24 protein-coding genes and 2 riboswitches are annotated in these 24,976 nt (G+C 36.0%); of the genes, 11 read left to right on the top strand and 13 right to left on the bottom strand.

Annotated elements, in window-relative coordinates:
• The first annotated feature begins 51 nt into the window (after nt 1-51).
• The 4 genes from fdhD (at nt 52) to DES36_RS09250 (ending at nt 3,578) form a co-directional block, all read left to right on the top strand.
• Nucleotides 52-852 carry a formate dehydrogenase accessory sulfurtransferase FdhD gene (gene fdhD, locus DES36_RS09235; protein ID WP_113920940.1) on the top strand — a complete coding sequence of 267 codons (801 nt, stop codon included), beginning with the start codon at nt 52-54 and terminating at the stop codon, nt 850-852.
• Between the two features lie 158 nt (nt 853-1,010).
• Nucleotides 1,011-1,130, top strand: a riboswitch (molybdenum cofactor riboswitch).
• Nucleotides 1,123-2,034 carry an ABC transporter substrate-binding protein gene (locus DES36_RS09240; protein ID WP_113920941.1) on the top strand — a complete coding sequence of 304 codons (912 nt, stop codon included), beginning with the start codon at nt 1,123-1,125 and terminating at the stop codon, nt 2,032-2,034. Its footprint overlaps the riboswitch before it by 8 nt.
• Before the next feature lie 165 nt (nt 2,035-2,199).
• Nucleotides 2,200-2,889: an ABC transporter permease gene (locus tag DES36_RS09245; protein ID WP_113920942.1), complete on the top strand. Its 690-nt coding sequence runs from the start codon at nt 2,200-2,202 to the stop codon at nt 2,887-2,889.
• Nucleotides 2,889-3,578 carry an ABC transporter ATP-binding protein gene (locus DES36_RS09250; RefSeq protein ID WP_113920943.1) on the top strand — a complete coding sequence of 230 codons (690 nt, stop codon included), beginning with the start codon at nt 2,889-2,891 and terminating at the stop codon, nt 3,576-3,578. The genes DES36_RS09245 and DES36_RS09250 overlap by 1 nt, the downstream gene beginning before the upstream one ends.
• A gap of 259 nt (nt 3,579-3,837) precedes the next feature.
• Here DES36_RS09250 and yyaC read toward each other — a convergent pair whose 3' ends face one another.
• Nucleotides 3,838-4,395: a spore protease YyaC gene (gene yyaC / locus DES36_RS09255; RefSeq protein ID WP_113920944.1), complete on the bottom strand. Its 558-nt coding sequence runs from the start codon at nt 4,393-4,395 to the stop codon at nt 3,838-3,840.
• Between the two features lie 319 nt (nt 4,396-4,714).
• Nucleotides 4,715-4,814: riboswitch (SAM riboswitch) on the top strand.
• A gap of 310 nt (nt 4,815-5,124) precedes the next feature.
• Between yyaC and metK the strand changes: the two genes are divergently transcribed.
• Nucleotides 5,125-6,303 (top strand): methionine adenosyltransferase, encoded by a 1,179-nt coding sequence (gene metK, locus DES36_RS09260; RefSeq protein WP_113920945.1) that lies wholly within the window; start codon nt 5,125-5,127, stop codon nt 6,301-6,303.
• A 233-nt stretch (nt 6,304-6,536) separates the two neighbouring features.
• Here metK and fabZ read toward each other — a convergent pair whose 3' ends face one another.
• From fabZ to accB, 10 genes are all read right to left on the bottom strand, one after another.
• Complete coding sequence (gene fabZ, locus DES36_RS09265) at nt 6,537-6,962, bottom strand: 3-hydroxyacyl-ACP dehydratase FabZ (protein ID WP_113920946.1); 426 nt, start codon at nt 6,960-6,962, stop codon at nt 6,537-6,539.
• 135 nt (nt 6,963-7,097) lie between these two features.
• On the bottom strand, nt 7,098-8,333 hold the full coding sequence (gene fabF / locus DES36_RS09270; RefSeq protein ID WP_113920947.1) for a beta-ketoacyl-ACP synthase II: 1,236 nt from the start codon (nt 8,331-8,333) through the stop codon (nt 7,098-7,100).
• 10 nt (nt 8,334-8,343) lie between these two features.
• A complete protein-coding gene (gene fabG, locus DES36_RS09275) occupies nt 8,344-9,084 on the bottom strand; it encodes a 3-oxoacyl-[acyl-carrier-protein] reductase (RefSeq protein WP_113920948.1) in 741 nt (246 codons plus the stop codon).
• 1 nt (nt 9,085) lies between these two features.
• Nucleotides 9,086-10,021: an ACP S-malonyltransferase gene (gene fabD / locus DES36_RS09280; RefSeq protein WP_113920949.1), complete on the bottom strand. Its 936-nt coding sequence runs from the start codon at nt 10,019-10,021 to the stop codon at nt 9,086-9,088.
• A 12-nt stretch (nt 10,022-10,033) separates the two neighbouring features.
• The gene (acpP, locus tag DES36_RS09285; RefSeq protein WP_113920950.1) at nt 10,034-10,264 is read right to left on the bottom strand and encodes an acyl carrier protein; all 231 of its coding nucleotides are present in this window, start codon (nt 10,262-10,264) and stop codon (nt 10,034-10,036) included.
• A gap of 70 nt (nt 10,265-10,334) precedes the next feature.
• On the bottom strand, nt 10,335-11,306 hold the full coding sequence (locus DES36_RS09290; protein ID WP_423230756.1) for a beta-ketoacyl-ACP synthase III: 972 nt from the start codon (nt 11,304-11,306) through the stop codon (nt 10,335-10,337).
• 15 nt (nt 11,307-11,321) lie between these two features.
• Nucleotides 11,322-12,131 (bottom strand): acetyl-CoA carboxylase carboxyltransferase subunit alpha, encoded by an 810-nt coding sequence (locus DES36_RS09295; RefSeq protein WP_113920952.1) that lies wholly within the window; start codon nt 12,129-12,131, stop codon nt 11,322-11,324.
• A 4-nt stretch (nt 12,132-12,135) separates the two neighbouring features.
• Entirely contained in the window at nt 12,136-12,972 is an 837-nt protein-coding gene (gene accD, locus DES36_RS09300; RefSeq protein WP_113920953.1) for an acetyl-CoA carboxylase, carboxyltransferase subunit beta, read from the bottom strand.
• A gap of 10 nt (nt 12,973-12,982) precedes the next feature.
• On the bottom strand, nt 12,983-14,329 hold the full coding sequence (accC, locus tag DES36_RS09305; RefSeq protein ID WP_113920954.1) for an acetyl-CoA carboxylase biotin carboxylase subunit: 1,347 nt from the start codon (nt 14,327-14,329) through the stop codon (nt 12,983-12,985).
• The gene (accB, locus tag DES36_RS09310; RefSeq protein ID WP_113920955.1) at nt 14,329-14,787 is read right to left on the bottom strand and encodes an acetyl-CoA carboxylase biotin carboxyl carrier protein; all 459 of its coding nucleotides are present in this window, start codon (nt 14,785-14,787) and stop codon (nt 14,329-14,331) included. The genes accC and accB overlap by 1 nt, the downstream gene beginning before the upstream one ends.
• A 146-nt stretch (nt 14,788-14,933) precedes the next feature.
• Here accB and fabV point away from each other — a divergent pair, with 146 nt between their 5' ends.
• The 5 genes from fabV to DES36_RS09335 all read left to right on the top strand — a co-directional run bounded on the left by fabV (nt 14,934) and on the right by DES36_RS09335 (nt 21,338).
• Nucleotides 14,934-16,127 carry an enoyl-ACP reductase FabV gene (gene fabV / locus DES36_RS09315; RefSeq protein ID WP_113920956.1) on the top strand — a complete coding sequence of 398 codons (1,194 nt, stop codon included), beginning with the start codon at nt 14,934-14,936 and terminating at the stop codon, nt 16,125-16,127.
• A gap of 280 nt (nt 16,128-16,407) precedes the next feature.
• The gene (locus DES36_RS09320; RefSeq protein ID WP_113920957.1) at nt 16,408-16,749 is read left to right on the top strand and encodes a PadR family transcriptional regulator; all 342 of its coding nucleotides are present in this window, start codon (nt 16,408-16,410) and stop codon (nt 16,747-16,749) included.
• Nucleotides 16,739-18,133 (top strand): permease prefix domain 1-containing protein, encoded by a 1,395-nt coding sequence (locus DES36_RS09325; RefSeq protein ID WP_113920958.1) that lies wholly within the window; start codon nt 16,739-16,741, stop codon nt 18,131-18,133. Before DES36_RS09320 ends, DES36_RS09325 begins: the two co-directional genes overlap by 11 nt.
• 258 nt (nt 18,134-18,391) lie before the next feature.
• Nucleotides 18,392-20,611: an SF1B family DNA helicase RecD2 gene (recD2, locus tag DES36_RS09330; RefSeq protein ID WP_113920959.1), complete on the top strand. Its 2,220-nt coding sequence runs from the start codon at nt 18,392-18,394 to the stop codon at nt 20,609-20,611.
• Nucleotides 20,598-21,338 (top strand): ComF family protein, encoded by a 741-nt coding sequence (locus DES36_RS09335; protein WP_113920960.1) that lies wholly within the window; start codon nt 20,598-20,600, stop codon nt 21,336-21,338. The genes recD2 and DES36_RS09335 overlap by 14 nt, the downstream gene beginning before the upstream one ends.
• A gap of 249 nt (nt 21,339-21,587) precedes the next feature.
• Here the strand turns inward: DES36_RS09335 and murB are convergent, their stop codons facing one another.
• Together murB and DES36_RS09345 are read right to left on the bottom strand one after the other, a co-directional pair.
• On the bottom strand, nt 21,588-22,499 hold the full coding sequence (gene murB, locus DES36_RS09340) for a UDP-N-acetylmuramate dehydrogenase (protein WP_187387081.1): 912 nt from the start codon (nt 22,497-22,499) through the stop codon (nt 21,588-21,590).
• A 77-nt stretch (nt 22,500-22,576) separates the two neighbouring features.
• Nucleotides 22,577-23,893, bottom strand: coding sequence for an ABC transporter substrate-binding protein (locus DES36_RS09345; RefSeq protein WP_113920961.1), 1,317 nt, complete (start codon nt 23,891-23,893; stop codon nt 22,577-22,579).
• A 348-nt stretch (nt 23,894-24,241) separates the two neighbouring features.
• On the opposite strand from DES36_RS09345, the gene DES36_RS09350 reads away from it, so the two are divergent.
• Nucleotides 24,242-24,976, top strand: a complete 735-nt coding sequence (locus DES36_RS09350; protein WP_113920962.1) for a PHP domain-containing protein — start codon at nt 24,242-24,244, stop codon at nt 24,974-24,976.

Genomic DNA, 24,976 nt, shown 5'->3' on the forward strand with positions numbered 1-24,976 from the left:
GTGGTATAGCAATAGCAGAATCGGATTAAAAGAGACAAAAGAGGTGCTTATATGGAAGAAAACATTTATCAAGAGTTTGATGTGCTAAAAATTGAAAAAGAAGAAGACAAATTTTATACAAAAGAAGTAGTAAAGAAGATCATCTCCGAAATTTCTCTAAAGATTATCGTCAATGGAGAAGAATTGGTTTCCCTTCTCTGTTTAAATCAGTACGAAGTAGAATTGACTCTTGGTTTTCTTTACAATGATGGGGTTATTAACTCTTATGAGGATATAAAAGAAATCTACTATAATGAGCGAATGCAGGCAGTTATTGTGGAGCTAAAAGAGGAAATAAAAGTCAACAGGCAAGAGAGCTTAAGGAGTGTGACTTCTGGTTGTGGTCAATGTTATACCTACATTAACCCCCTAAAGAAAAGCCAGTACTTTTCAGCTGATAGTAAGACAGTATATCCTATTGAGACCATATTAAGCAGTATGAAGAACTTTATGCACAAATCTGAAATATTCCGAGAAATAGGCGGCGTCCATAGCGTATTGTTTTATACCCCAGAATATCAAATATTAAATGAAGATATAGGAAGGCACAATTGCTTTGATAAGATAACAGGTATTTTACTAAAAGAAGGTAAAATGGACTTGTGTGAAAACAGCATTGTCTTTGTTAGTGGGCGAATATCTTCGGAAATAATGACGAAAATCATTAGATTAGGTGCTCCTATTCTAGTCTCGAGATCTACTCCTACCTCTGCTGCAGTAAAATTAGGGCAGGAATACAATATTACTCTACTAGGGTATGTTAGAGGAGATCAAGGAAATATCTATTCTGCACCAGAGAGGATTTCATTTTAGCGTAAAAGTTGGAAAGCAGAAAGTGGAAAACCAACGCGCCTAACGATTGCTGGACTAATGTTCAACAATTGTTTCTTACATAGAACTTACAACGTAGAACTTAGAGCGAGTACCGAAGGCACTCTGCTTGACAATTTAAACACAATCGAGTTACAATAGAGTAGTAAAAGCTCCGATTTTTGCAACCTAAGGACAAGTTCTATGGTTGCAAAAACGTAAGGGTGGTGCTGTAAACGGTACTGCCTTCCATTTTGAAAAGGAGGAAGATATATGTTTATAAAAAAATCATGGATTTCTAAATTATCTATTTTATTACTTATTTCACTTTTGATTTTCTCATTTACTGCTTGCAGTAATAAGGCAAATGAAACCACAGAAGAACCAAAACAAGTTACAGAAGAAAATAATACACCTGAGGACAATACTGCTGGTGACAAAGAAATTACTCTTGCTACTACTACAAGTGTAAACGATTCAGGGCTGATGGATTATTTGACACCAATGTTTGAAAAAGAAACTGGCTACACTCTTGATGTAGTTTCTCAAGGAACAGGACAAGCTCTTCAAACAGGTAGAGATGGCAATGCAGATGTCTTATTGATTCATGCGAAAGCTGATGAAGAGAAGTTTGTAGAAGAAGGATATGGATTAGAAAGAGTTGAAATCATGTACAATTACTTTGTAATTGTTGGACCTAGCGATAATCCAGCTAAAATTGCTGAAGGAGATACTGCAGCAGATGGCTTTAAGAAGATTGCAGACACAAAGTCTACATTTGTTTCTAGAGGAGATGAGTCTGGTACTCACAAAAAAGAATTAAAAATATGGGAAGCGAATTCTATAAAACCAGAGGGAGATTGGTACATGTCTGCAGGAAAGGGCATGGGAGATGTTCTTCAAATGGCTAGTGAAGAAGGCGCATATACTATAACAGATAAAGCTACTTACCTTTCTATGAAAGACAAGCTTGAGCTTGACATTATTGTAGGCGAATCAGATGATTTAATGAATCAATATACAGTAATCCAAGCTAATCCTGATAAATTGGAAGGCATCAATAAAGAAGGCGCAGATGCTTATTTAAAATGGATTACTTCAGATGAAGTTTTAGCTAAAATTGGTGAATTTGGTAAAGAAGAATACGGCGATGCATTATTCTCTATAAATTATCAAGGGAAATAAATAATGTTATAACAAGTCAAGAAACAGAGTACTAAGGAGCTTTTATAATAATCCAAGCCGGCGTGGGTGCTAGCTTATGAATCTTGATTTGTTATGGTGAAAAAAGGTCGCTGCCCATAGCGACCTTTTGTATATTAAGAGAGTACCTTAGGACTGGGAGGGACAATGAATCAGATACTGACGAGTTTAATCGAAGCATTAAAATTAATTACATCTTTAGATAGAGAAGTATATATGATTATTCTTCTATCCTTAATTGTGTCCATTTCCAGCACCACTATTGCAGCTCTTGGCGCCATTCCAACAGGAATTTTTATTGGAAGCAGAGAGTTTAAAGGGAAAAAGATTCTTGTGCGGCTGATCAATACTTTTATGGGAATACCACCAGTGGTGGCAGGTCTTGTGGTATATATGATTCTATCGAGAAAAGGGCCCCTAGGATTTCTTGATATCTTATTTACACCTGTTGCTATGATTATTGCACAAGTCTTAATCATCTTTCCTATTGTCACTGGGCTCATTATTTCAGCTGTAAAATCAAAAGTAAAGATCATTTGGGAGACTGGAAAAGGCATTGGTTTAGGGGATGGGAAAATATTAAGATTGCTATTTCACGAGTGCAGATATCCTATTATTTCAGCCATTATAGCTGGCTATGGGAGGGCTATTTCCGAAGTAGGAGCAATTACTCTTGTAGGAGGAAATATTCAATTTAGAACTAGAGTAATGACTACGGCTATTGTTCTTGAGACTGGAAAGGGAAATTTTGATATTGCCCTCGCCTTAGGTATCATATTATTAAGTATTTCTTTTGTCATAAATTATTTTGCCCATCACATTCAGGAGAAACGCTAATGAAAGTAAAGATAGAAGGTATAAGAAAAGTCTATAATGAAAAAGAAGTTGTACATGTGAACCATTACCAGTTTAGTGCAGGGAAAATCTATGCGATTATAGGCGGAAATGGGGCAGGAAAGACAACTTTACTGCGAATGATCGCAGGAGTTGAACAACCTACTAAAGGAACCATTTACTACAATGGACAACCTCATATTGATCATGACAAAGTCTCGTATATGCCTCAACAAATCTATTTGTTTGATACTACAGTCTTAAAAAATGTATCCTTAGGAATAGATAAAGGAAAAGGAAGTTCTCAGAGGATACAGGAAGCTTTAAAGTATGTAGGTATGAATGAATTCTCAAATAAAAATGCGTTACAACTATCTGGTGGAGAATCACAAAGAGTGGCTATCGCAAGATTATTAGTAAGAAAAAGGGCGTTGATTCTCATGGACGAGCCATCTTCATCTACAGACATTACAGGAAATAAACTTCTTGCAGATTATTTGAGGAGAGTGAACAAACTTGAGCGCAGCACCATTATATTTGTCACTCATAATCCTGCACTAGCTAGCAAAGTAGCAGATGAATGCGTATTTATGGCAAAAGGTAAAATAGTAGAAGCAGGAACATCAAAAGATATTATATATTCACCTAAAACGCCAGAACTACAAACCTTTATAGAAAACTGGAAAATATAGAAGAAAGTGCCTTTTGGCACCTTCTTCGCCATCAGCGGTCAGCAATCAGTATTTTGCCACCACAGGTAGCTTAAAGATTTGCTGGTTTAGGAGCCAATGTACTATTGACTATACTTTGAATACATAAGTATACTTTGCTGCTACTGAATGTAGCTAAAATGCTGGTAGCTGGTCGCTGGCGGCTGGTGACTGAATGTTAAAGTATAGAGGAACCTCTCAAGTTTCCAAACTTCTAATGGACCAACTTTTCTGCACTACATTAATTTCTTGCATACAAAGCGCTATGTGTAGCTTTATACAGGCAATCCGTTATAACATCTGCCATTTCCATAACAAAACTCAATCGGACTTGATGAATATTGGCGTTATTAAATTTATCCATAGTGTCTACAACTCCTATTAAAGAGTAGTCTCCAATAGGTGGTAGCTTTTTTCCTACACCCTTTCCAGGGTATATAGGACCTTCTCTAAATTGAATAGTGCCCACAGATTTTTTGTTTCCAAGAGAAGCATCTACTGCAATGATACTGTGATTAGAGTAATTTGCTTTTAGCAATTCAAGTTTTTCTTCTAAATTCATAGCATGAATAGGTTCGTTTATAGTGCCATATACAGGATATCTAACGTCTAAATTTTTTAAATTGTATCCTACTAATGGTCCTAAACTATCGCCAATACATCGATCTGTTCCTATACATACTACCACAAAAGGGGAACTACATATTCTTTTTAATGGGATGCTGAGCAAAGTGCTCGCATTAACATCTTTTATATGGAATTTGAGCGATTCAAAAATATCTCGTTTAATCCCCAACATCATATCACCTCATATTATGTATATAGGAGAAGCTAGGCTAAAATTACAAAAATATATCTCTATTTTATAATGAAAGACAAAAATAATTTGTTGATATTCGTTAATGTGTAAAAATAGGTGGTAAGGAATACCCTAATACTAGCGACTAAAGACTATAATGCCTAAAGGACTAGTATGTACGGTTTATATGTATTTATACACTCATTTTAATAAATCAGAATATCTCTAGGAGTAGGCTTAGGACACACAAGCTGAACATTCTTACCCTTGACTTTAATAGGTACCTATGGTAACATTTTAATAAATTGAATAGTAGTTTACCTTATCCAGAGTGGTGGAGGGAATAGGCCCTATGAAACCCGGCAACCAGCATGAATGCATTGGTGCTAATACCTACAGAATATACTGAATGATGAGGAGGTTATTTTTAAGAGCCTCGTCATTTGACGAGGCTTTTCGTTGTGTATTAGGAAAATTATACTTTTGGCACCAGCTCCTGCCCAGTCATTCTGAGTGTAAGCGAAGAATCTTGACCCAAAAGGAATACCCTGATGTTACCGACTAAAGTGCTAGAGGCACCTTCCTATGCTTTATCAGAAAATTCTATTCTGTTTTTAAACAATTGCTGAACTATTTAACATCAATGGTTATACTACCGTTAAACTATTGTTCTACAATTATTTAACTACCTTTTAACCATCGTTCAACTAAATATATGGAGGGATACAAATGACAAAGAAACTATTTACTTCAGAATCTGTTACAGAGGGACATCCAGATAAAATCTGTGATCAAATATCAGATGCAGTATTAGATGCAATATTAAAGCAAGATCCTGTTGCTAGGGTAGCTTGTGAGACAGCGATAACAACAGGAATGGTTCTTGTAATGGGAGAAATCACCACCAATTGTTACGTGGACATCCCAAAGGTAGTAAGAGAGACCATCAAAGAGATCGGCTATACAAGGGCAAAATATGGATTTGATTCTGAGACTTGTGCCGTTATCACTTCAATTGATGAGCAATCTCCGGATATAGCACAAGGTGTTAATACAGCTTTAGAAGTTAGAAGTGGTGAAATGGAGGCTGATGTAAGTACAGGAGCGGGCGATCAAGGAATGATGTTTGGTTTTGCTTGCAATGAAACGCCAGAACTTATGCCGCTACCAATATCATTAGCTCATAGATTGGCTAAAAAATTGTCTGAAGTGAGAAAAAATAGAACCTTAGAATACCTACGACCTGATGGAAAAACTCAAGTTACGGTAGAATACAAAGACGAGAAACCAGTGAGAGTAGATACTGTAGTTATATCTACGCAACATGGTCCAGAAGTAGAATTAGAGACTATAAGAGAAGATTTGATTAAAAATGTAATCGAGCCTGTAATAGATAAAGATCTTTTAGATGAGAAGACAAAGATCTATATTAATCCAACAGGAAGATTTGTAGTAGGAGGACCTCAAGGAGACTCTGGTTTAACAGGTAGAAAGATTATCGTAGATACCTATGGTGGATATGGCCGCCATGGTGGTGGAGCTTTCTCAGGCAAAGATCCTACAAAAGTAGACCGTTCTGCAGCTTATGCAGCAAGGTATGTGGCAAAGAACATTGTAGCAGCTGGACTTGCTGAAAAATGTGAAGTAGAGCTAGCCTATGCAATTGGTGTTGCGAAACCAGTATCCGTCTATGTAGATACATTTGGGACAGGCAAGATCAGCGAGGAGAAGATTTCAGAATTAATCGATGCACACTTCGATTTAAGACCAGCAGCAATCATCAGAGATTTAGACCTTAGAAAGCCAATCTATAGAAAAACAGCAGCCTACGGTCACTTTGGAAGAACAGATCAAGATTTCCCATGGGAAAGAACGGATAAGGCAGAAGTATTAAAATCAGCTCTTTAGCTCATTTTAATACTTCGTTGTAAGTTCTAAGTTTTAAGTTCTATGTAAAAGCTAATGCTAAAATCGGAAGAAAAATAACCTCGCCTATGGACGATGTTATGACCCTAGCTCCTGCTTTTGTCATCCTAGAGCGTAGCGAAGGATCTTAGACCCAAAAGAAATACCCTAAGTCTTACAACTTACAACATAGAACTTAAAACCAAAACAGCTAGACATTTCGTCTAGCTGTTTTACTATCCAATCGCAAAGGTCAATTCTGCTGTTGCGGCGATTTCGTCTCCTACATAGGCTGTGGCTGATCCTACGCCTACGCTACCTCTGCTTTTGATGATTTCGGTTTTTAAGGTAAGAGTATCTCCAGGAATGACTTTTCTCTTGAATTTGGCGCTTTTAATACCGCCAAAATAAGCAATTTTACCCTTGTTTTCCTCTAGGCTAAGAAGAGCTACTGCACCTACTTGTGCAAGGGCTTCGATGATGAGTACACCTGGCATAACGTGTTCTTGAGGGAAATGTCCCTGAAAGAAGGGTTCGTTAGCCGTAACATTCTTTAATCCTGTAGCACTTACTCCAGGCTCTAGCTCAAAAATCTGATCTACTAAGAGCATGGGAAAACGGTGTGGGATGATCTGTTGTATTTGATTACTGTTTAGTAACATGAAAAACCTCCGGTTTAGTTGTATGTTCTAAGTTTTACGTTGTAAGTTACTGGGGTATTGCTCTTAAGCAAAAACATAGGTCACTTTTAGTGACTAAAAGCTTCTACTTAGAACTTAAAACATATAACTTAGAACTTATTTCGTAAACTTCTTCAACACTATAGTCGCATTATGTCCACCAAATCCTAATGAATTAGACAGAACTACATTTACCTCTGTTTTTCTAGATTCGTTTGGAACATAGTCTAAATCGCATTCTGGATCAGGGGTTTTGTATCCTATTGTTGGTGGTAAAATATCGTCTTGTATTGCTTTGACACATGCGATGGCTTCTACGCTTCCTGAAGCACCTAATAAATGACCGATCATGGATTTTGTAGAACTTACTGGTGGAGTGATATCGTCATCACCAAATAGGGCTTTAATGGCTAATGATTCGTTTAAATCATTGTAATAAGTACTTGTGCCATGAGCGTTAATATAAGATACTTCTGATGTATTTAGATGAGCATCTTTTAAAGCATTTTTCATAGAGCGCATAGCTCCTTCGCCTTCTGGAGCAGGGGACGTAATATGGTGAGCATCACAAGTGATACCATAACCAACTAATTCGGCATATATTGTAGCCCCTCTTTTTTGGGCATTCTCTAAGGATTCTAATATGAGTATTCCTGCTCCTTCGCCCATGACGAAACCTTCACGGTCTTTATCAAAGGGAATAGAAGCTCTCTTAGGATCAGTTGCTCTACTTAAAGCCTTCATTGCCATAAAACCAGAAATCCCTAATTCATTAATAGATGCTTCTGTACCACCTGCAATAGCAATGTCTATCTCACCGTATTGAATTTTCCTGAAGGCTTCTCCTATAGCATTGGTAGCAGATGCACAGGCTGTAACCACATTTAAACATGGCCCTTTTGCTTCTAAGGCAATAGCTACATTACCTGCTGCCATATTCGAAATCATCATGGGAACAAAATAAGGAGAGACTCTATCTACACCCTTGTCAAACATTTTTTTGGTCTGATCTTGTATGGTGTCAATTCCACCAATACCACTACTTACAAAGACGCCAATGCGCTCGCGATCAATTTCATAATCTCCTAGTTTTGCATCATTATAGGCTTCATGAGCAGCGTATAAGGCAAACTGACTGTATTTATCCAATCTCTTTAATTCTCTCTTATGGATATATTTTTCTGGATTGAATTCTTTTACTTCTCCAGCGCATTTTACTTCAAATGTATCAGTGTTAAAATGAGTAATTTCATCGATTCCACATTTACCGGCAACGATATTATCCCAAAATTCAGATATGCTACTGCCTAATGGATTAATGGTACCCATTCCTGTTATAACTACTCTATTCATAGTAATCCTCCTACATGGCCATTCCGCCGTCTACATTGATGACCTGCCCTGTTATGTAGCCAGATTCATCAGACGCTAGAAAACCCACTAAATTTGCGATATCTTCTGCAGTACCAAATGAATTCATAGGAATATTCGATTTGATTGCGGATTTTTGTTCGTCGCTTAATTGATCTGTCATATCTGACACGATAAAACCTGGAGCTATTGCATTGACAGTAATGTTTCTTGTTGCTAATTCTTTGGCTACGGACTTTGTGAGGCCGATGATGCCTGCTTTTGAAGCTGCGTAATTAGCCTGTCCTGCATTGCCAACTAAACCTATAACAGAGGCGATACTAATGATTCTACCTTTCTTTTTCTTTAACATATACTTAGAAGCGTGTTTTGTACAATTAAAAGCGCCTTTTAAGTTTGTACTGATTACTTGGTCAAAATCTTCTTCACTCATCCTTAAAAGTAGATTATCTCTAGTGATGCCTGCATTATTTATTAAAATATCGATGCTTCCATATGTTTTTACTGTAGTGTCTACAATATTTTTGGCATTTTCAAAATTGCTTACATCCCCTTGAAGGGCCAATCCTTCTTTGCCTTCCACTTTTAATTCGTTTATTAGTTCTTCAGCTGGTGCAGCATTAGAATTGTAGTTGATGACAATATTACAGCCTAAGCTGCTGAGTTTTTTTGCGATGGCTCTGCCGATTCCTCTTGAGCCACCTGTAATTAGGGCGGTCTTACCACTTAACATATTACTGACCTCCTATTATTTTTATCGTATTTTCAAGAGATTTTATATCTTCTACATTTAGGGCTTTTACGTTTTTATCAATTCGTTTAAGAAAGCCACAAAGTGTCTTACCAGGCCCAATCTCGATAAAGTGGGTTACCCCTTGAGAAATCATGTATTTAATACTTTGCTCCCATTTAACAGGAGAAATTACTTGTTTTACTAGAACTTCTTTTAAGGAAGAAAGTTCATCATAAGGTAGAGCAGTCACATTGGATATAACAGGTGTATGCCAAGGCTTAAAAGAAAGATCCTTCATATGGAGTTCTAGTTTTTGCGCTGCATCTTTAAGTAGAGAAGTATGAAAGGGACCGCTGACATTTAATTTCATAGCGCGCTTTGCGCCCTTGTCACTTGCTAAACTCATAGCGTATTCTACAGCTAAAGTCTCTCCGCCAATGACGATTTGGCCATTGTAATTGTAATTAGCAGGTTGAACGATGCCTTTTGAAGAGGCAGCATCACAAACTTCTTCTACTATACTATTATCAAGGCCCATAATAGCAGCCATAGCACCTTGACCAGTGGGAACAGCTTCTTCCATAAAGGTTCCTCTATTGTATACAAGGGGAACTGCTGTAGCAAAATCTAACACACCGCTGGCGACTAGAGCAGAGTATTCACCAAGGCTTAGACCGGCACAGTAGGCTGGTTTAATATTTTCTTTTTCTAAAACTTTTAGAGCTGCAATACTCGTAGTAAGAATGGCTGGTTGGGTATATTTTGTCTCGTTAATGAAGTCTTTAGAATCTTGGAAACAAACTTCCTTTATACTAAAGGGAAGTGAAGCATCGGCAATTTCAAAAGCTGCCTTTGCTTCACTGAAGTTGTCATATAATTCTTTTCCCATGCCTTTGTATTGAGCCCCTTGTCCTGGGAACAAAAAAGCGATACTCATACAAATAACCTCTTATTCTTGTTTGCTTTCAATATAATTGACGATATCTTGTACAGTTGTTAACTGCGTTGTGTCTTCTTCTGGTATTTTTACATCAAATTCATCTTCAAAAGCCATGATTACCTCTACAACAGCAAGAGAATCCGCTCCTAAATCATCTTGAAGATGAGAACTCATTTTAATTTGGTCTAACTCTACGCCTAGTTCTTCTGCTAATATTTCCATTACTTTTTCTTTAACCATTATAAAAACCTCCAAATTTTTTAATTTATTATAGATAATGCCATATTCTTCTAAGAATTACAAGCTTTACTTAATACTCATATAATATAGAACCCCAGGTTAAGCCACCGCCAAAGCCAACTAAGATGATTTTGTCGCCAGATTTTAGATTTTTTGTCTCATATAAATCATCTAGGGCTATACCAATACTGGCAGCAGAAGTATTTCCATAGTGTTCTACATTCATATAGAATTTATCCAGCGGTATTTTCATGACTCGTGCAACTTTAGCAATGATTCTTTGATTTGCTTGATGGGGGACGATGTATGCAATATCATCTATATTTAGATTGCATTGCTCTAGTACAAAGTCGATGGAATCTTTAATTGCGAAGGTTGCAAACTTAAAGATTTCAGAGCCATTCATAGTCAAATATCTAGAAATCTCTTTTTTTTCTGCCCCAAAGGGATTTTCTAAGGGGACAGCTGGCAGAGTAAGGTGGAGGAGTTTGTCACCGGATGAATTGGTGTAATCCGATAAGATCTTATCTTCTTCTCCATCTAAAATTACCGCTCCTGCACCATCTCCAAAGAGTACACAAGTACCTCTGTCTTCCCAATCTAATACTTTTGAGAATGTTTCAGCACCTACTATCAAGGCTCTTTTATGAGATCGTGAAGAGATAAATTTATCCGCTATTTGTATTCCATATATCAGACCAGTACAGGCTGCGTTAATATCAAAGGATGTTACCTGCAGATGGTCAATTCCCAGCTTGCTCTGTAGTAGGCAAGCTGTTGAGGGCATAAAATGATCTGGGGTGACAGTTGCCACGATGATTAGATCAATGGTATCAATGTTAATATTGTTTTTTTCAATTGCATTTAAAGCTGCTTTATATGTTAAATCCAAAGTACTTTCACTTTGGGAAATGCGCCTTTTTCTAATGCCAGTTCTTGTGTAGATCCAATCATCGCTTGTATCGATGATCTTTTCTAAATCGAGATTTGAAACGGCAAGTTGGGGAGCATATTTTCCTGTAGCAATAATTTTGCTCAAAATTTCCTCCTTCTAAGCCTAAACACCTATATTTCTAAATTTGTTGTATCTCTTCTTTAAAAGAGCTTTTATAGGAGTAGCTTTAAGAGCTTTTAGGGACTGTATTAAACTCGCTTGTAAATTGTACATAATTCGTTCTGCATTTTTATCGATATCTGCTTCTTCTGGAATAATTTTATCAATAATGCCAAGTTCTAATAAATCATAAGAAGTTAGCTTCATGAGTTCAGCGGCAGTTTTTGCCTTTGAACTATCCTTCCAAAGGATCGAAGCAAAGCCTTCAGGAGATAATATGGAAAAAATGGAATATTCCATCATCCATATTTCATCTGCAATTGCTAATGCAAGGGCTCCACCACTTCCACCTTCACCAATAAAGACAGAAATTATGGGCGTTTGTAAATTGGATAATTCAAATAAATTTGAGGCAATAGCATGGCCTTGACCTCTCTCTTCAGCACCAATACCACAAGCTGCACCAGGAGTGTCTACAAGACAGATAATAGGACGATGGAATTTTTCAGCCTGTTTCATAAGTCTCAAAGCTTTTCGATATCCTTCTGGATGGGTCATGCCAAAATTTCTTTCGATATTTTCTTCTGTATTTCTGCCCTTTTGTTGACCTATAATTGTGACGGGCATATCATCTAAGAGCGCAATTCCACCTATAATAGATTTGTCATCTCCATAACCTCGGTCTCCATGGAACTCTATAAAGTTTGAAAACACTTTGTTAATATAGTCAAGAGCGTTAGGTCTATGTACACTCCTAGCCTTTAAAACGTGTTCCCATATTTCGTCAACTGATCGAGTATTTGATTCTTTCATTTTATCACCTCTCATGGATATCGAGAATGTCATATAACATTTCTTTCATCTTTATTCTAGGCACAACGGAATCAACAAATCCATGGTTTTGTAGAAATTCTGCACTTTGAAATCCTTCAGGGAGTTCATGTCCAGTGGTCTGTTTAATCACTCGAGGGCCGGCGAACCCAATTAAGGCACCTGGTTCTGCTAAGATAATATCTCCTAGCATAGCAAAGCTAGCTGTTACTCCACCTGTAGTAGGATGAGTTAAGACACTAATGTATAAAAGTCCAAGGTCATGATGTCTTTTAAGGGCACTGCTAACTTTCGCCATTTGCATAAGAGAATACATTCCTTCTTGCATTCTTGCGCCACCAGAAGTTGAAAAAATAATCAAGGGTAGTTTAGCCTTTATAGATCGTTCTACTGCTTGAGTGATTTTTTCACCGACGACAGCGCCCATGCTGCCCATAAAGAAATAACTATCCATGACGGCGATGACGCATTTTTTGCCTTTGATTTCACCATAGCCTGTTACTACAGCTTCTTTTAAATTGGTATTCTTGGCCACATGAGATAATTTTTCACTGTACTTTGGAAATTTTAAAATATTTTTAGATCTCATAGATCGATTAAATTCCCTAAAAGTATTTCGATCAATCGTAAAATCTATTCTTTGCATGGCATTTAATCTAAAATAAAAATCGCACTTAGGGCAAATATAATTGCTATTATTCAAATCTTCATGGTAAATTAAGCTAGAGCAGCTTTCACATTTCACATAAAGATAATCAGGTATGTTTTTTTGCTCTAAAGTAGTAGGTTTAAATTTTTTGTTTTTATTTAAAAAAGTAAACATAGTATCAACTCTATCTTAAAAGTTTATCTAAAAATTTAGTGGTGATGTTTCCGTCAATAAAATCTTTATGTTCTATAATCTTTTTGAGGAGGGGTATATTGGTCTTTACTCCTGCTACAATTACTTCATCGAGGGCTACTTTCATTTTATCAATGGCTTCTTGTCGATCGTCTCCCCATGTGATGAGCTTACAAATCATAGAATCATAGTATAAGGGAATAAAATAATTTTGATAGATATGAGAATCTACACGCACTCCCTTGCCTCCTGGAAGATGCAATTCTTTAATAAGACCTGCACTAGGAGTAAAATTAAAATCAGGGTCTTCTGCATTAATTCTACATTCTATAGCATGTCCTTTAATCACAATATCTTCCTGATCAAATGGAAGAGGAGCTCCCTCTGCAATCTTGATTTGTTGTTTTATTAAGTCTACACCAGTAACCATTTCAGTTATAGGATGTTCTACTTGGATTCTAGTATTCATCTCCATAAAATAAAAATTAGAATCTTCGTCTAATAAGAACTCAATAGTGCCAGCATTGACATAGTTAATCGCTTTCGCAGCGCGAATAGCTGTTTCACCCATTTGAAGCCTTAGTTCATTGTCAATACAAGAAGCAGGTGCCTCTTCAACAACCTTTTGATTGTTTCGTTGAATGGAACATTCCCTATCATTTAGATGAATAACATTGCCATATGAGTCTGCTAGTATTTGGAATTCGATATGTCTAGATGTTTTAATATATTTTTCAATATAAATAGAGGCATCACCAAAAGCATTTTCTGCTTCTGCTTTGGCTTGAAGTAGAAACTTTTCCATATCTCGTTGATTCTCAATAATTCTCATACCTTTTCCGCCACCACCTAAAGAAGCCTTTACGATGACAGGAAAGCCAATGGATGCGGCAATATCATTTGCCTCCTCTAAAGAGTGAATAACTCCATTGGAACCAGGAATAACGGGAACTTCATTACTTTGCATAATCTCTCTAGCTGTAGATTTGTTTCCAGCCATTCGTATGGCCTCAGACGATGGACCGATAAACTGGATGCTGCATTCCTCACACATCTTAGCAAACTTGCTGTTTTCGGATAAAAAGCCATAACCAGGATGGATTGCATCAACAGCTAATGCTACAGCAGCACTCATGATTCGTTCCATATTTAAATAACTTTCTTGGACAGGGCCTGGTCCTACGCAAATAGAGTAATCTGCTAATGCCACATGTAAGCTTTCTTTATCTGCAGTAGAATAGATGCTAATGGTCTCAATACCTAATTCTTTGCAAGCCCGAATAACTCGAACGGCAATCTCTCCTCTATTGGCAATAAGCACTCGACGTATTTTTGCCATTACTCCTCGTCTCCTATGATAAAGAGTTCTTGATCGTATTCAATCACTTCTAAATTAGAGGGAAGAATTTTCTTAATTATGCCATTCGTAGGGCTTTTAATCTCATTAAAGATCTTCATAGCTTCAATAATACAGAGCACATCTCCCTCTTGAACCTTTTGACCCACAGATACAAAAGGTGCTGCTTTAGGATCAGAAGATTGATAATAAATTCCAACTAAAGGAGATTTGACCACTGTGTCATTTTCGTTTGTGGATTCCTTCTCTACTTTTTCAAGTATAGATTCTACCGCACCTTGTTTTACTACATTGGGTATAGGAACACTATTTTCAGTATATACTACGGATGAAGAATTTTTCGAAATGTATAATTTAAAGTCATCATCTTTAATCTTCAGTTCAGTGATACCTGTTGTATCAACTTTATCAATAAGCTTTATAATGTCTTCTACATTCAAGTTTTAGTCCTCCTACATTTATACAATTTTGTATAATCGCATTAAATCCTTTGACAATCAAAGTATATTTGAAATATAATACAAATAACTGTTGTTGTCAACAAATAATTAGTTACAAAAAACGACGTTTGGAGGCAAAAAGAATCATGATTATTAAGCCAGCGATTAAGAATAATATATGTGTTCGAGTTCATCCTATAGGATGCAGAGAAAACGTAAAGAGGCAAATCGACTATGTTAAAACAAAGGGAAGCTTTAAAGGCCCTAAGAATGTTTTGATTATAGGAGGGTCTTCAGGATATGGTCTAGCCAGCAGAGTAACTTTAGGCTTTGGGTGTAATGCTAATACTATAAATGTGTCTTTTGAAATAGAACCTAAAAGAAACAAAACCGGTACTGCTGGTTGGTGGAACAATATCTATTTTCAGCAATTTGCCAAAGAAGAAGGATTAAAATACAAGGATTTTATAGGAGATGCCTTTTCCTTTGAAATGAAACAGCAAGTAATAGATTATATCAAAAGAGAATACGGAAAAATCGACTTACTTGTTTATTCACTAGCATCCAACAGAAGGACAGATCCTGTTACAGGAGAAACGTATATATCTAGCTTAAAGAGCATAGGTAAAACAGTTGATGGCTACAGCATCGACATTAATAAAGAATGTCTAAAGTATGAGAAAATGGAAGAAGCTACACCAGAAGAAATTCAAAATACCATTAAAGTTATGGGGGGAGAAGACTGGGATCTTTGGGTAGAAGCTCTTATGAAAGAAGATTTACTTGAAGAAGGTTTTAAAACCGTATCTTATACCTATTTAGGCTCTCCTGCTACTTATGATATATATCATGAAGGAACGATCGGTAAGGCAAAAAACCACTTAGAAGAAACGGCAAGAGCATTAAACACGACTCTTAAAGAAAAGTACAATGGTCAGGCTCTTATATCCGCTAGTAAGGCAATCGTTACAAAGGCTAGCATATACATTCCAATCTTCCCAGTGTACGGTGCTATTTTATACAAACTGATGAAAGAAGCAGGTACTCACGAAGGAGAAATTGAACAAAAGTACAGATTATTCAAAGACATGGTCTATGGAGAAGAACCTATTATCGATGAAGTAGGAAGATACCGACCAGATAATCTCGAACAAGACGAAGCCCTCCAAGAAAAGGTCAAAGAAATACTAAACAAAATTGATAATGACAATTTGCACGAACTATCTGATATAAAAGGATTTGTCGATGATTTTATGAAAATAAACGGCTTTAACTTTGACACAGTAGATTATGAGCAAGATGTGGATATGGAAACACTTAATGAAGTAGAACTTTACTAAAAGTGAATAACAAACTTAGGGCAGGGAAACCTGCTCTTTTTTTATACGAAAATTGCGAAGCAATTTTTAGGTGGTCAGAAAAACCCTCCCTTGCTAGATGCGAGATAGTATAGTGGATGTCTTTATATTATTACAGATTGATAGTAAACGAGTAAGAAGAATAAGAACGATCTAGAGTTATAGGGATTAAATACTATTTAGCTTATCAAAAAAACAAATTGACGTATATAGATTATCTATATATAATATGTGTAGATAATCTATATATAGGAGGTAAATTATGGCAGTTGATAAAAATCTCTTAAGTGGGAGCACAACAATGCTTTTGCTAAAACTATTAGAACGAGGGGACATGTACGGCTATCAGATGATAGCGGAGCTAAAAAATAGATCTAAGAATGTATTTGAGTTAAAAGCTGGTACACTATATCCTTTACTTCATGCTATGGAGAAAAAAGGATTTGTCACATCATATGATAAAGCAGCTGACAATAATCGAGTGAGAAAATACTATAGTATCACAAAGGAAGGGCTACAAGCTTTACAGGACAAAAAAAATGAATGGAACACCTATGCATCAGCTATAAATCGTATTTTAGGGGGCGTAAACTGTGCATACTGATAAGATAAGTTCATTTTTAAAATTGGTAGGAGAACAAATCAGATGGGAAAAAGCGCAACCTATTGTAGTTGAAGAAATACAAAATCATATTGAAGATTTAAAAAATGCATTAATGGACGATGGACTAGATGAAGATAAGGCCATAGATCAGGCAATTAAAGAAATGGGCGATCCTGTAGTTATTGGAGAACAGCTAAACCGCGTACACAAGCCGAAACCTGATTGGGCTATGCTGATCCTTATATGTGGCATCCTTTTGCTCGGCCTCGCCATTCAATACTATTGTTACTATACTAGAAGTTCTATCAGCGATAGTATGTCTGCGTTGTCAATATTTCAAAAGCATATACTCAGTATAGTTGTAGGTATGATTTTATTAATTGTTGCTTATTTTATTGATTTTACTATTGTTGGCAAATATCCTAAAACAATATTTATAATTTTATATATTGTTTGCATCTATTATATCCTTAATGGAAATCTTATAAATGGGCAGGTACAAGATACCATTTATCCTTTGCTTTTATTTCCAACTGCGTTTGCAGGTTTTGTATACAGTATGAGAAATAAAGGATATATTGGAATTATAATTTGTGGGATTGGATTTCTCCTCCCTGCTAGCATTGCGCTCCTTTCACCAAATATGACTATGCTTTTCTTTCTGTGCATTTCATGTCTTATTATCTTGACAAGTTCCGTCACAAAGGGATGGTTTGAAGTAAGTAAACTTTCAGGGCTTCTTATTATATATGTTCCTACAGCTTTTACTTTTATAGCAATGCTTTATGGTATCGTATCGAGTGGTTGGCGTAGAGAGAGCATAAGTGTATTTCTATCAAACGATAATATTGTAACAGGTGCTAATTGGTTAACTACACAAATCCAGCTACATCTATCCCATGCAAAATTAATTGGTATAGGTTCCCCAATAGATGCAGTGGGTCAAACTTTACCTGCTATACATACCCACCATTTACTCACTTATATTATCTATAACTTTAGGTGGATTGCGTTTGCCGGTATTATTCTACTATTCTCTACTCTTATTATACGTGGAATCATCCTATCAAGGAGACAAAAGAGCATATTAGGTTATTTAATCTCTTTATCCGTGATTACAACCTTTACCATGCAATGCATTATATATATATCCGTCAATCTAGGATTTGCATTTTTTTCACCCTTATCATTGCCTCTCATTTCTTTCGGACGTAAATATTTAGTTGTAAATCTATTCCTACTGGGTTTACTCCTTTCTGTATTTCGCACAGGGGACTACATGAGGGATTCAAAAACAAAAATTGCATCAAACCAATTATTACCCTTTATTCAATATAAAGAGGGAACAATCCATATAAACTTAAAAAGTAAAACTATAAAATAGGTAATGTAGATATTGTTTACGAATATGAGAATGGAGAAAAAAGAGAAGAAACAGAGCAAGGTTTCATCCGAATGGAAGAAGAAGATGGAGAAATGAAAATTGATGGATTCAAGTTTGAAAAGTAGTAGTTGAATATTAAGGGGCTTAAAGTAGAAAGAGCTCAGAAGTGAAAATAGAATTCTCACTTCTGAGCTTTTTCTATTACCAACAGAAATAATATGCTAAAATATAAGATAAGAGAATAAGCGAGGTATTTGTATGGAGAATATTGTTGGGTATGTGGACCATATCGTCTTTTATAATGAGAATAATCACTATACGGTAATGGACATGGAGTGTAGTGGTGAATTAGTTACCGTAGTAGGGAATTTCCCTGCGCTAAAGAGGGGAGAATACCTGTCTATTAGTGGACAGTGGACGGAGCACCCTACTTTTGGCACTCAATTTAAGGCGCAAAATTTTGAGATCACTGCGCCTACTACTGCTGAAGGTCTTGAAAGGTATTTGAGCTCAGGCATTATTGCTGGCATTGGAGAAAAAAAAGCGAAACTATTAATCGAACACTTTGGCGAAGATGTAGTAGATATTATTCGGTACAATCCTGGGAGGTTGACGGAGATCCCTGGAATAGGAGAAAAGACTGCTGAGATGATATCCGAATCTTTTAACGAAAATAGAGAAGTTATGGAGACCATCGTATATCTTAGCAATTTTGGCATATCCTCCACTTATGCTATGCGAATTTACAAGGTTTATAAAAACAATTCCATCAATATTATAAAAGAAAATCCTTATCAAATTATTTCTGATGTACCAGGGATGGGCTTTAAAACAGCTGATGCTATTGCTATGAGCGTAGGCATTGAGAGAGATTCTATATTTCGCATTATGGCAGGAGTTCACTACGCTCTAGGGTCTTGCTATAGGGATGGGCATATGTATCTTTCAGAAGATGCGTTGATACAAAAAGCATCCTCTCTCTTAATGGTAGAGAAGGAATTAGTAGAGCATCAAATAGAGGAATTAGCCCTTAAGGGAGATATTAAATTACAAATAATAGATGAAGAGCGAGTATATTATTCTATGCCTCTATTTAAGGCAGAAGAAAATGTGGCAAATACGCTGGTCAGATTAAACAATTACGAATATGAAAAAGAAAGAATAGATATTGATAATGTCATTGGAAAATTTCAAAAGGAAAATGAAATAGAGCTAGACCTTATACAAGTAGAGGCCATAAAGGCAGCCATACAAAATGGTATTATCATCATAACAGGTGGTCCAGGAACAGGAAAGACTACCATTATCAATTGTATTTTAGATATATTTAAGAGGTTAAACTACGAAGTAGCCCTTGCAGCACCTACAGGAAGGGCAGCAAAAAGAATGGGCGAATCTACAGGCGAAAAAGCTACAACCATACATCGCTTACTAGAGTATGGTTTTTCTTCGGACGAGACGAGTCAAAGCTTTGAAAAAAACGAGGAAAATCCATTAGAATACGATGTAATCATTATTGATGAAGCTTCCATGATCGATACAGTTCTCATGAACAGCTTGTTAAAAGCAGTAAGTGTAGGAATGAGAATCATATTTGTAGGAGACGTGAATCAGTTACCATCTGTTGGCCCTGGAAATGTGCTCAAGGACCTAATTGATAGCAAATTATTAAGAGTAGTGAAATTGACGAAAATCTTTAGACAAGCTCAGGAGAGCATGATAGTTGTTAATGCCCATAGAATTAACAATGGAGAGATGCCCGTTCTAAATGATAAGGAAAAAGATTTTTTCTTCATCGAAGGATATACAGGGGACAAAGTAAAATCAAAAATCGTAAATTTATGTACGAATCGATTAAAGCAATACGACTTTATGGAAGACGTTCAAGTCATTGCTCCTGTAAAAAAGGGACCTACTGGCGTATTAGAATTAAATATTGCTTTACAAGAGAGTGTAAATCCTGCGGACAAGATTAAAAAAGAGAAAACCATAGGCTCTGTCACCTTCCGGGAAGGGGACAAGATTATGCAAATAAAAAACAATTATCAAAAAGAGTGGGATTTAATAGTAGGAGGAGAATCTGGAAAAGGCATCTTTAATGGAGATATGGGCATTATTGAAAAAATCTACTTAGAAAACAAAAAACTTGTGGCTATCTTTGATCACGATAAAAGAGTAGTATACGACTTTGAGGAATTAGACGAAATCATGCACGCTTATGCTATTACTGTCCACAAAAGTCAGGGGAGTGAATTCCCTGTAGTCATCATGCCTATATTTAAGGGTCCCTCTATTTTATTAAATAGAAACTTATTTTATACAGCGATAACAAGAGCGAAATCTTTAGTAATCCTAGTAGGAAATATTCAGTACTTACCTGCTATGATTCAAAACACCAATAGCGTAAAGCGAAATACAGGACTCCGTCAAAGAATAGAAAGCAATCCCTTCTTAGAGATAGACCATGTGGATTCATAAGCTATTAGATCTTATTTTTATTCCAAATGGAAGATGTCCTATTTGTTTACGGGTCATTTTCTTTTCTGATGATTATGTCTGTCATGATTGTGAGAGGAAGCTAGAAGTAGTAAGGGGCAATAGATGTAAAAAGTGTGGAAAAGAGATCGAAGAAGAGAAAAACTATTGCAGTGATTGTATCAGCAATGAATATCATTATGAAAAAGGTTATTGCCTATACAATTACGAAGGCTCTATTAGAAAGATCATACACGATATTAAGTTTTCAAATTGTCCAGACTTAGCAGTATACATGGGCAAGAAGCTGGGCTTATCTTTGCAATATTGTCAGTGGATTCATGAAGTAGATAGCATCATTCCAGTACCCCTTCATGAAAATAGAATGAAAACGAGAGGTTATAATCAAAGCGAGAAAATTTCCTGGGGAATAATGCAATCTTTTGTCGAATGGCAAAAAACACCGAATATGATATTAGAACTAGAGTGCCTAGTTCGAGAAAAGGATACCCCTCATCAATTGAAATTAAAAAAAGATGAGCGCTTCGACAATGTAAAGAAGGCATTTGCGGTAATAGATGAGAAAGTAATAAAAGAAAAGGTAGTCCTTTTAATAGATGATGTATATACCACAGGTGCGACCATAGACGCCTGCAGCGAAACACTTATGAAAGGTGGAGCGAAGAAGGTGTATTTTGCAACGTTAGCAGGGACGAGGAAAAACTTGTAAGATGAAAGCTGAATGCGGAAAGCTGAAAGGAAAACCAACTCGCCCTTGGCGAGATAATCTAAAAGCAAAGACCTTTAGGTTAAAGCCTCAAGGATGATAAAGCAGAAACTAGGGTTCTTTAGTATGTATTAGACACGCAAAAAAGGCCCACGAAGCGGACCCTTGAAAACTACTTAAGTTATCCGTGAAGCCACCAGTGGTGGCTAAATTTCCGCTTTCAGCTTTCAGCCTTCTGCGCATTTATAAAAATTAAAACTCTCCTAGCTGTTTTACTTCCGTATCCAAATGAATACCAAATTTTTGGTATACAGTCTCTTGCACATGACAGATTAAATTAAAAATATCGTTGGCAGTAGCGCCACCTTTGTTAATAATAAAGCCACAATGCTTTTCAGAAACTTGCGCACCGCCTATAGAGTAGCCTCTAAGTCCACAGTCTTGTATTAGTTTTCCAGCAAAATGACCCTCTGGTCTTTTAAAAGTGCTTCCAGCGCTAGGCCATTCTAGTGGCTGTTTGTCTTTTCTTTTATGATCTAATTCATTCATCTTGTCTTTGATTTCGTCATAAGGTGCTTTTTTAAGTTGTAATTTTGCAGATAAAACTATTAGGTCTTTCTTTTGTATAGAGCTAGTGCGATAGGCTAGTTCTAAATTACCATTGACTATTTCAGAAATGTTTCCTTGTCTGTCAACTACGTGAGCGCTAATAAGCACATCTTTCATTTCACCACCATAAGCTCCAGCGTTCATTGTTACTGCTCCACCTAGTGTACCTGGTATGCCTGATGCAAATTCGAATCCACCTAAATTGTGGTTTAGTGCTACTTTAGCCAATTTGCTTAGTAAAATACCTGATTTAGCAGTAATAATATCTTCATCTACAGAGAAATCATTATAATTGTCGTATAATTTAATTACCACACCAGAAAAACCTCTGTCAGACACCAATAAATTAGAGCCATTGCCCATAATATAAAAGGGAATAGGTTGACTAGCCAAAAGTTTTAATACATTTATAACCTCATCTTCTGTCTTAGGAATAATCATAAGATCAACAGGACCACCTACTTTAAACGAAGTGTGATTTTTCATTGGTTCATCTATTAATAAGGAATCTTTATTCATAAAAGTTTCTAATTTTGAGAGAATATATTTAATCATGTTTGCCTCCAATGCAGGGTAAGAATAATTTGCTACCTAATTCACTATTATACAAATTAAAATTGATTTTATCAAGCTTACCTTTTTTCTATGAATGACATATTTGTACTTTTTTGGATATTGTATAAGGTCTCAGTAACGGGTTGATTGTCTTTAAACATCTTTTTAAGCTCTTCATTAATGGTACTGTATATTTGACTTCGATCAAGGTAAAAGGGCATTGTTTCAAGGAAAGTAGAATCGTTTAATGTATTTAAATGGGTGTGCGTTTCAAAATTATAATCGTATCCCTCACAAGAAGGTAGTCTGCCGATATTTTCTAAACTCATCTGAGATTCTTTTGATAATAAAAACTTCATAAAATCATAGAGTGCTTCTTTTTTTTCATTGCTATTCGTATCCATAATGGCGTATGCGCCTACATCTTCGGTAAAATAAACGGGAGCTTCAGATTGACCTTTTGGATACTGCAAGAGTTCAAATTCAAAGCCTCTATCTTGATTATTTCTTCGTAGTAGTCCATTTACATCCGTTAAGCTTCCCGCTAATACAGCAGTTTTGCCATTATAAAAGTCTGTTGTTGCTTGAACTTTGCCCCTATTTCCGTAATCATCATGTAAAGTAGACAAATTCTCACTGATTCTCTTTAATTTTTCTAAACCACTGACCACTTCATTGCTATAAAAGTTTACTTCACTACCTTCATCTGCAGAGAAAATGTTGCCTCCATCACTAAAAAAAAATGGCATTATTGAGTTTGCCTCTTCACCTATATAAAAGTCAAAAGGAGCGATTTCCCCAGTGGTTTCTTTTTCTTCAATTTCCTTTAGAAAAGAGAGGAATGTATCGTAATCCATATCCTTTGGCAATTTTACCCCTATAGAATCAATGAGCTCTTTATTTATTATTAGCACATTGGTAGAGTAATAGACAGGAATCCCCCAAATTTTTTCGTCTTTATATACAGTAGAAATTAGTGAATCTTTTATACTAATTAATTGATCATCCTCATCTAATAAATTGACAGGCATTACATGGTCTAAAGGAAGTACTTCATTTTCAATAAATAGAGGCATAATATCAGGATAATCTTCGCCAAGTGCTGCCTTAAAAGCAATCTCTTTATTGTCATCGTAATGGAGCTCTCGAAGTTCAATATGTATATTAGGATTGAGCTTCTGATACTCATCGATTCTACCTTTAATCCACCCAAATTCACTGCCATTTATAGTAAGGCGAGGAATATCCCACATGGTTATGACGCCAGACCACTGTACCTTATCATCTTGAACTAAATATTTGTCTGTAAATACACTATTTAAATAGTAAGGGGCTGTAAGAATATATGCGATTATTAAGATATATGAGATTACTCGTAAAATTTTCTTAAACATAGCTACCTCCTTGCTCTATATTAATTTATTCAGTAAGGAATTGAATTAGAACGACAGGCTCTTAAGTTCTAAGGTGTAAGTTGTATTTAAAAATCTATTAGCGGAAAGCTGAAAGTGGAACTCAATACAAAGTCTTCAATGAATAATGAGAAATGAACGTTGAACAATGAATAGTACGAATATGCAATTATGCGCTTAGTCTTTAAAATTGTTCATTATTCATTGTTCCATGTTCATTGCGACACAAGTCGCATATTTGCTTACCACTTTGTAAAACTTCATGTAATATTATGAACTTTGGAGTAAATATTATATAATAGAACAATACTTGAGATAAGGGTTGATAAAATGAGATTAACTGGAGATTTACACACTCATACTACGTATAGCCATGGCAAGGCGACTATTGAGGATAATATTAAAAAGGCTATAGAAAAGGGTTTAGAGAAAATCGTCATCTCTGATCATGGAAGCGGTCATTTTTTATATGGAGTAAAAAGGGCTCATTGGATTGAAATGAGAAATATGGTAAACGACATGAGAAAAAAGTACCCTAATATTGAAATTCTCCTAGGGGTAGAGGCAAATATCGTAGGTGTAAATGGAGACATTGACGTCAAAGATGATGAAATACATCTCTACGATGTCATATATGTAGGATATCATTATGGCATTATTCCTCATAGCATAGGAGACTTCTTTAATTTTTATTTGCTAAATGGTTTAGCAAAAGTATTTTCCGGATTAAAGAAAAGGGCAACACAAATAAACACGGAAGCTTTGATTAAGGCTATGGATCAACATCCAATTTTTATGATCACTCATCCAGGAGCAAAAGTTCCAGTAGACATCGATAAAATAGCAAAGAAAGCAGCTGAAAAGAATATCGTACTTGAAATCAATGCTCATCATGGACATTTGACAAGAGATGATATTAAAATTGCACAAAAATATAATGTGAAATTTGCAGTTAATAGTGATTCCCATGACTTAGATAGTATTGGAAGCGTTGACAAAGGATTAGAATCTATAGAATATGCATCTATACCGATTGAAAATATTATTAATGTAAGGGAGGAATAA

It is taken from the genome of Alkalibaculum bacchi (assembly GCF_003317055.1).
GTDB lineage: Bacteria > Bacillota > Clostridia > Eubacteriales > Alkalibacteraceae > Alkalibaculum > Alkalibaculum bacchi.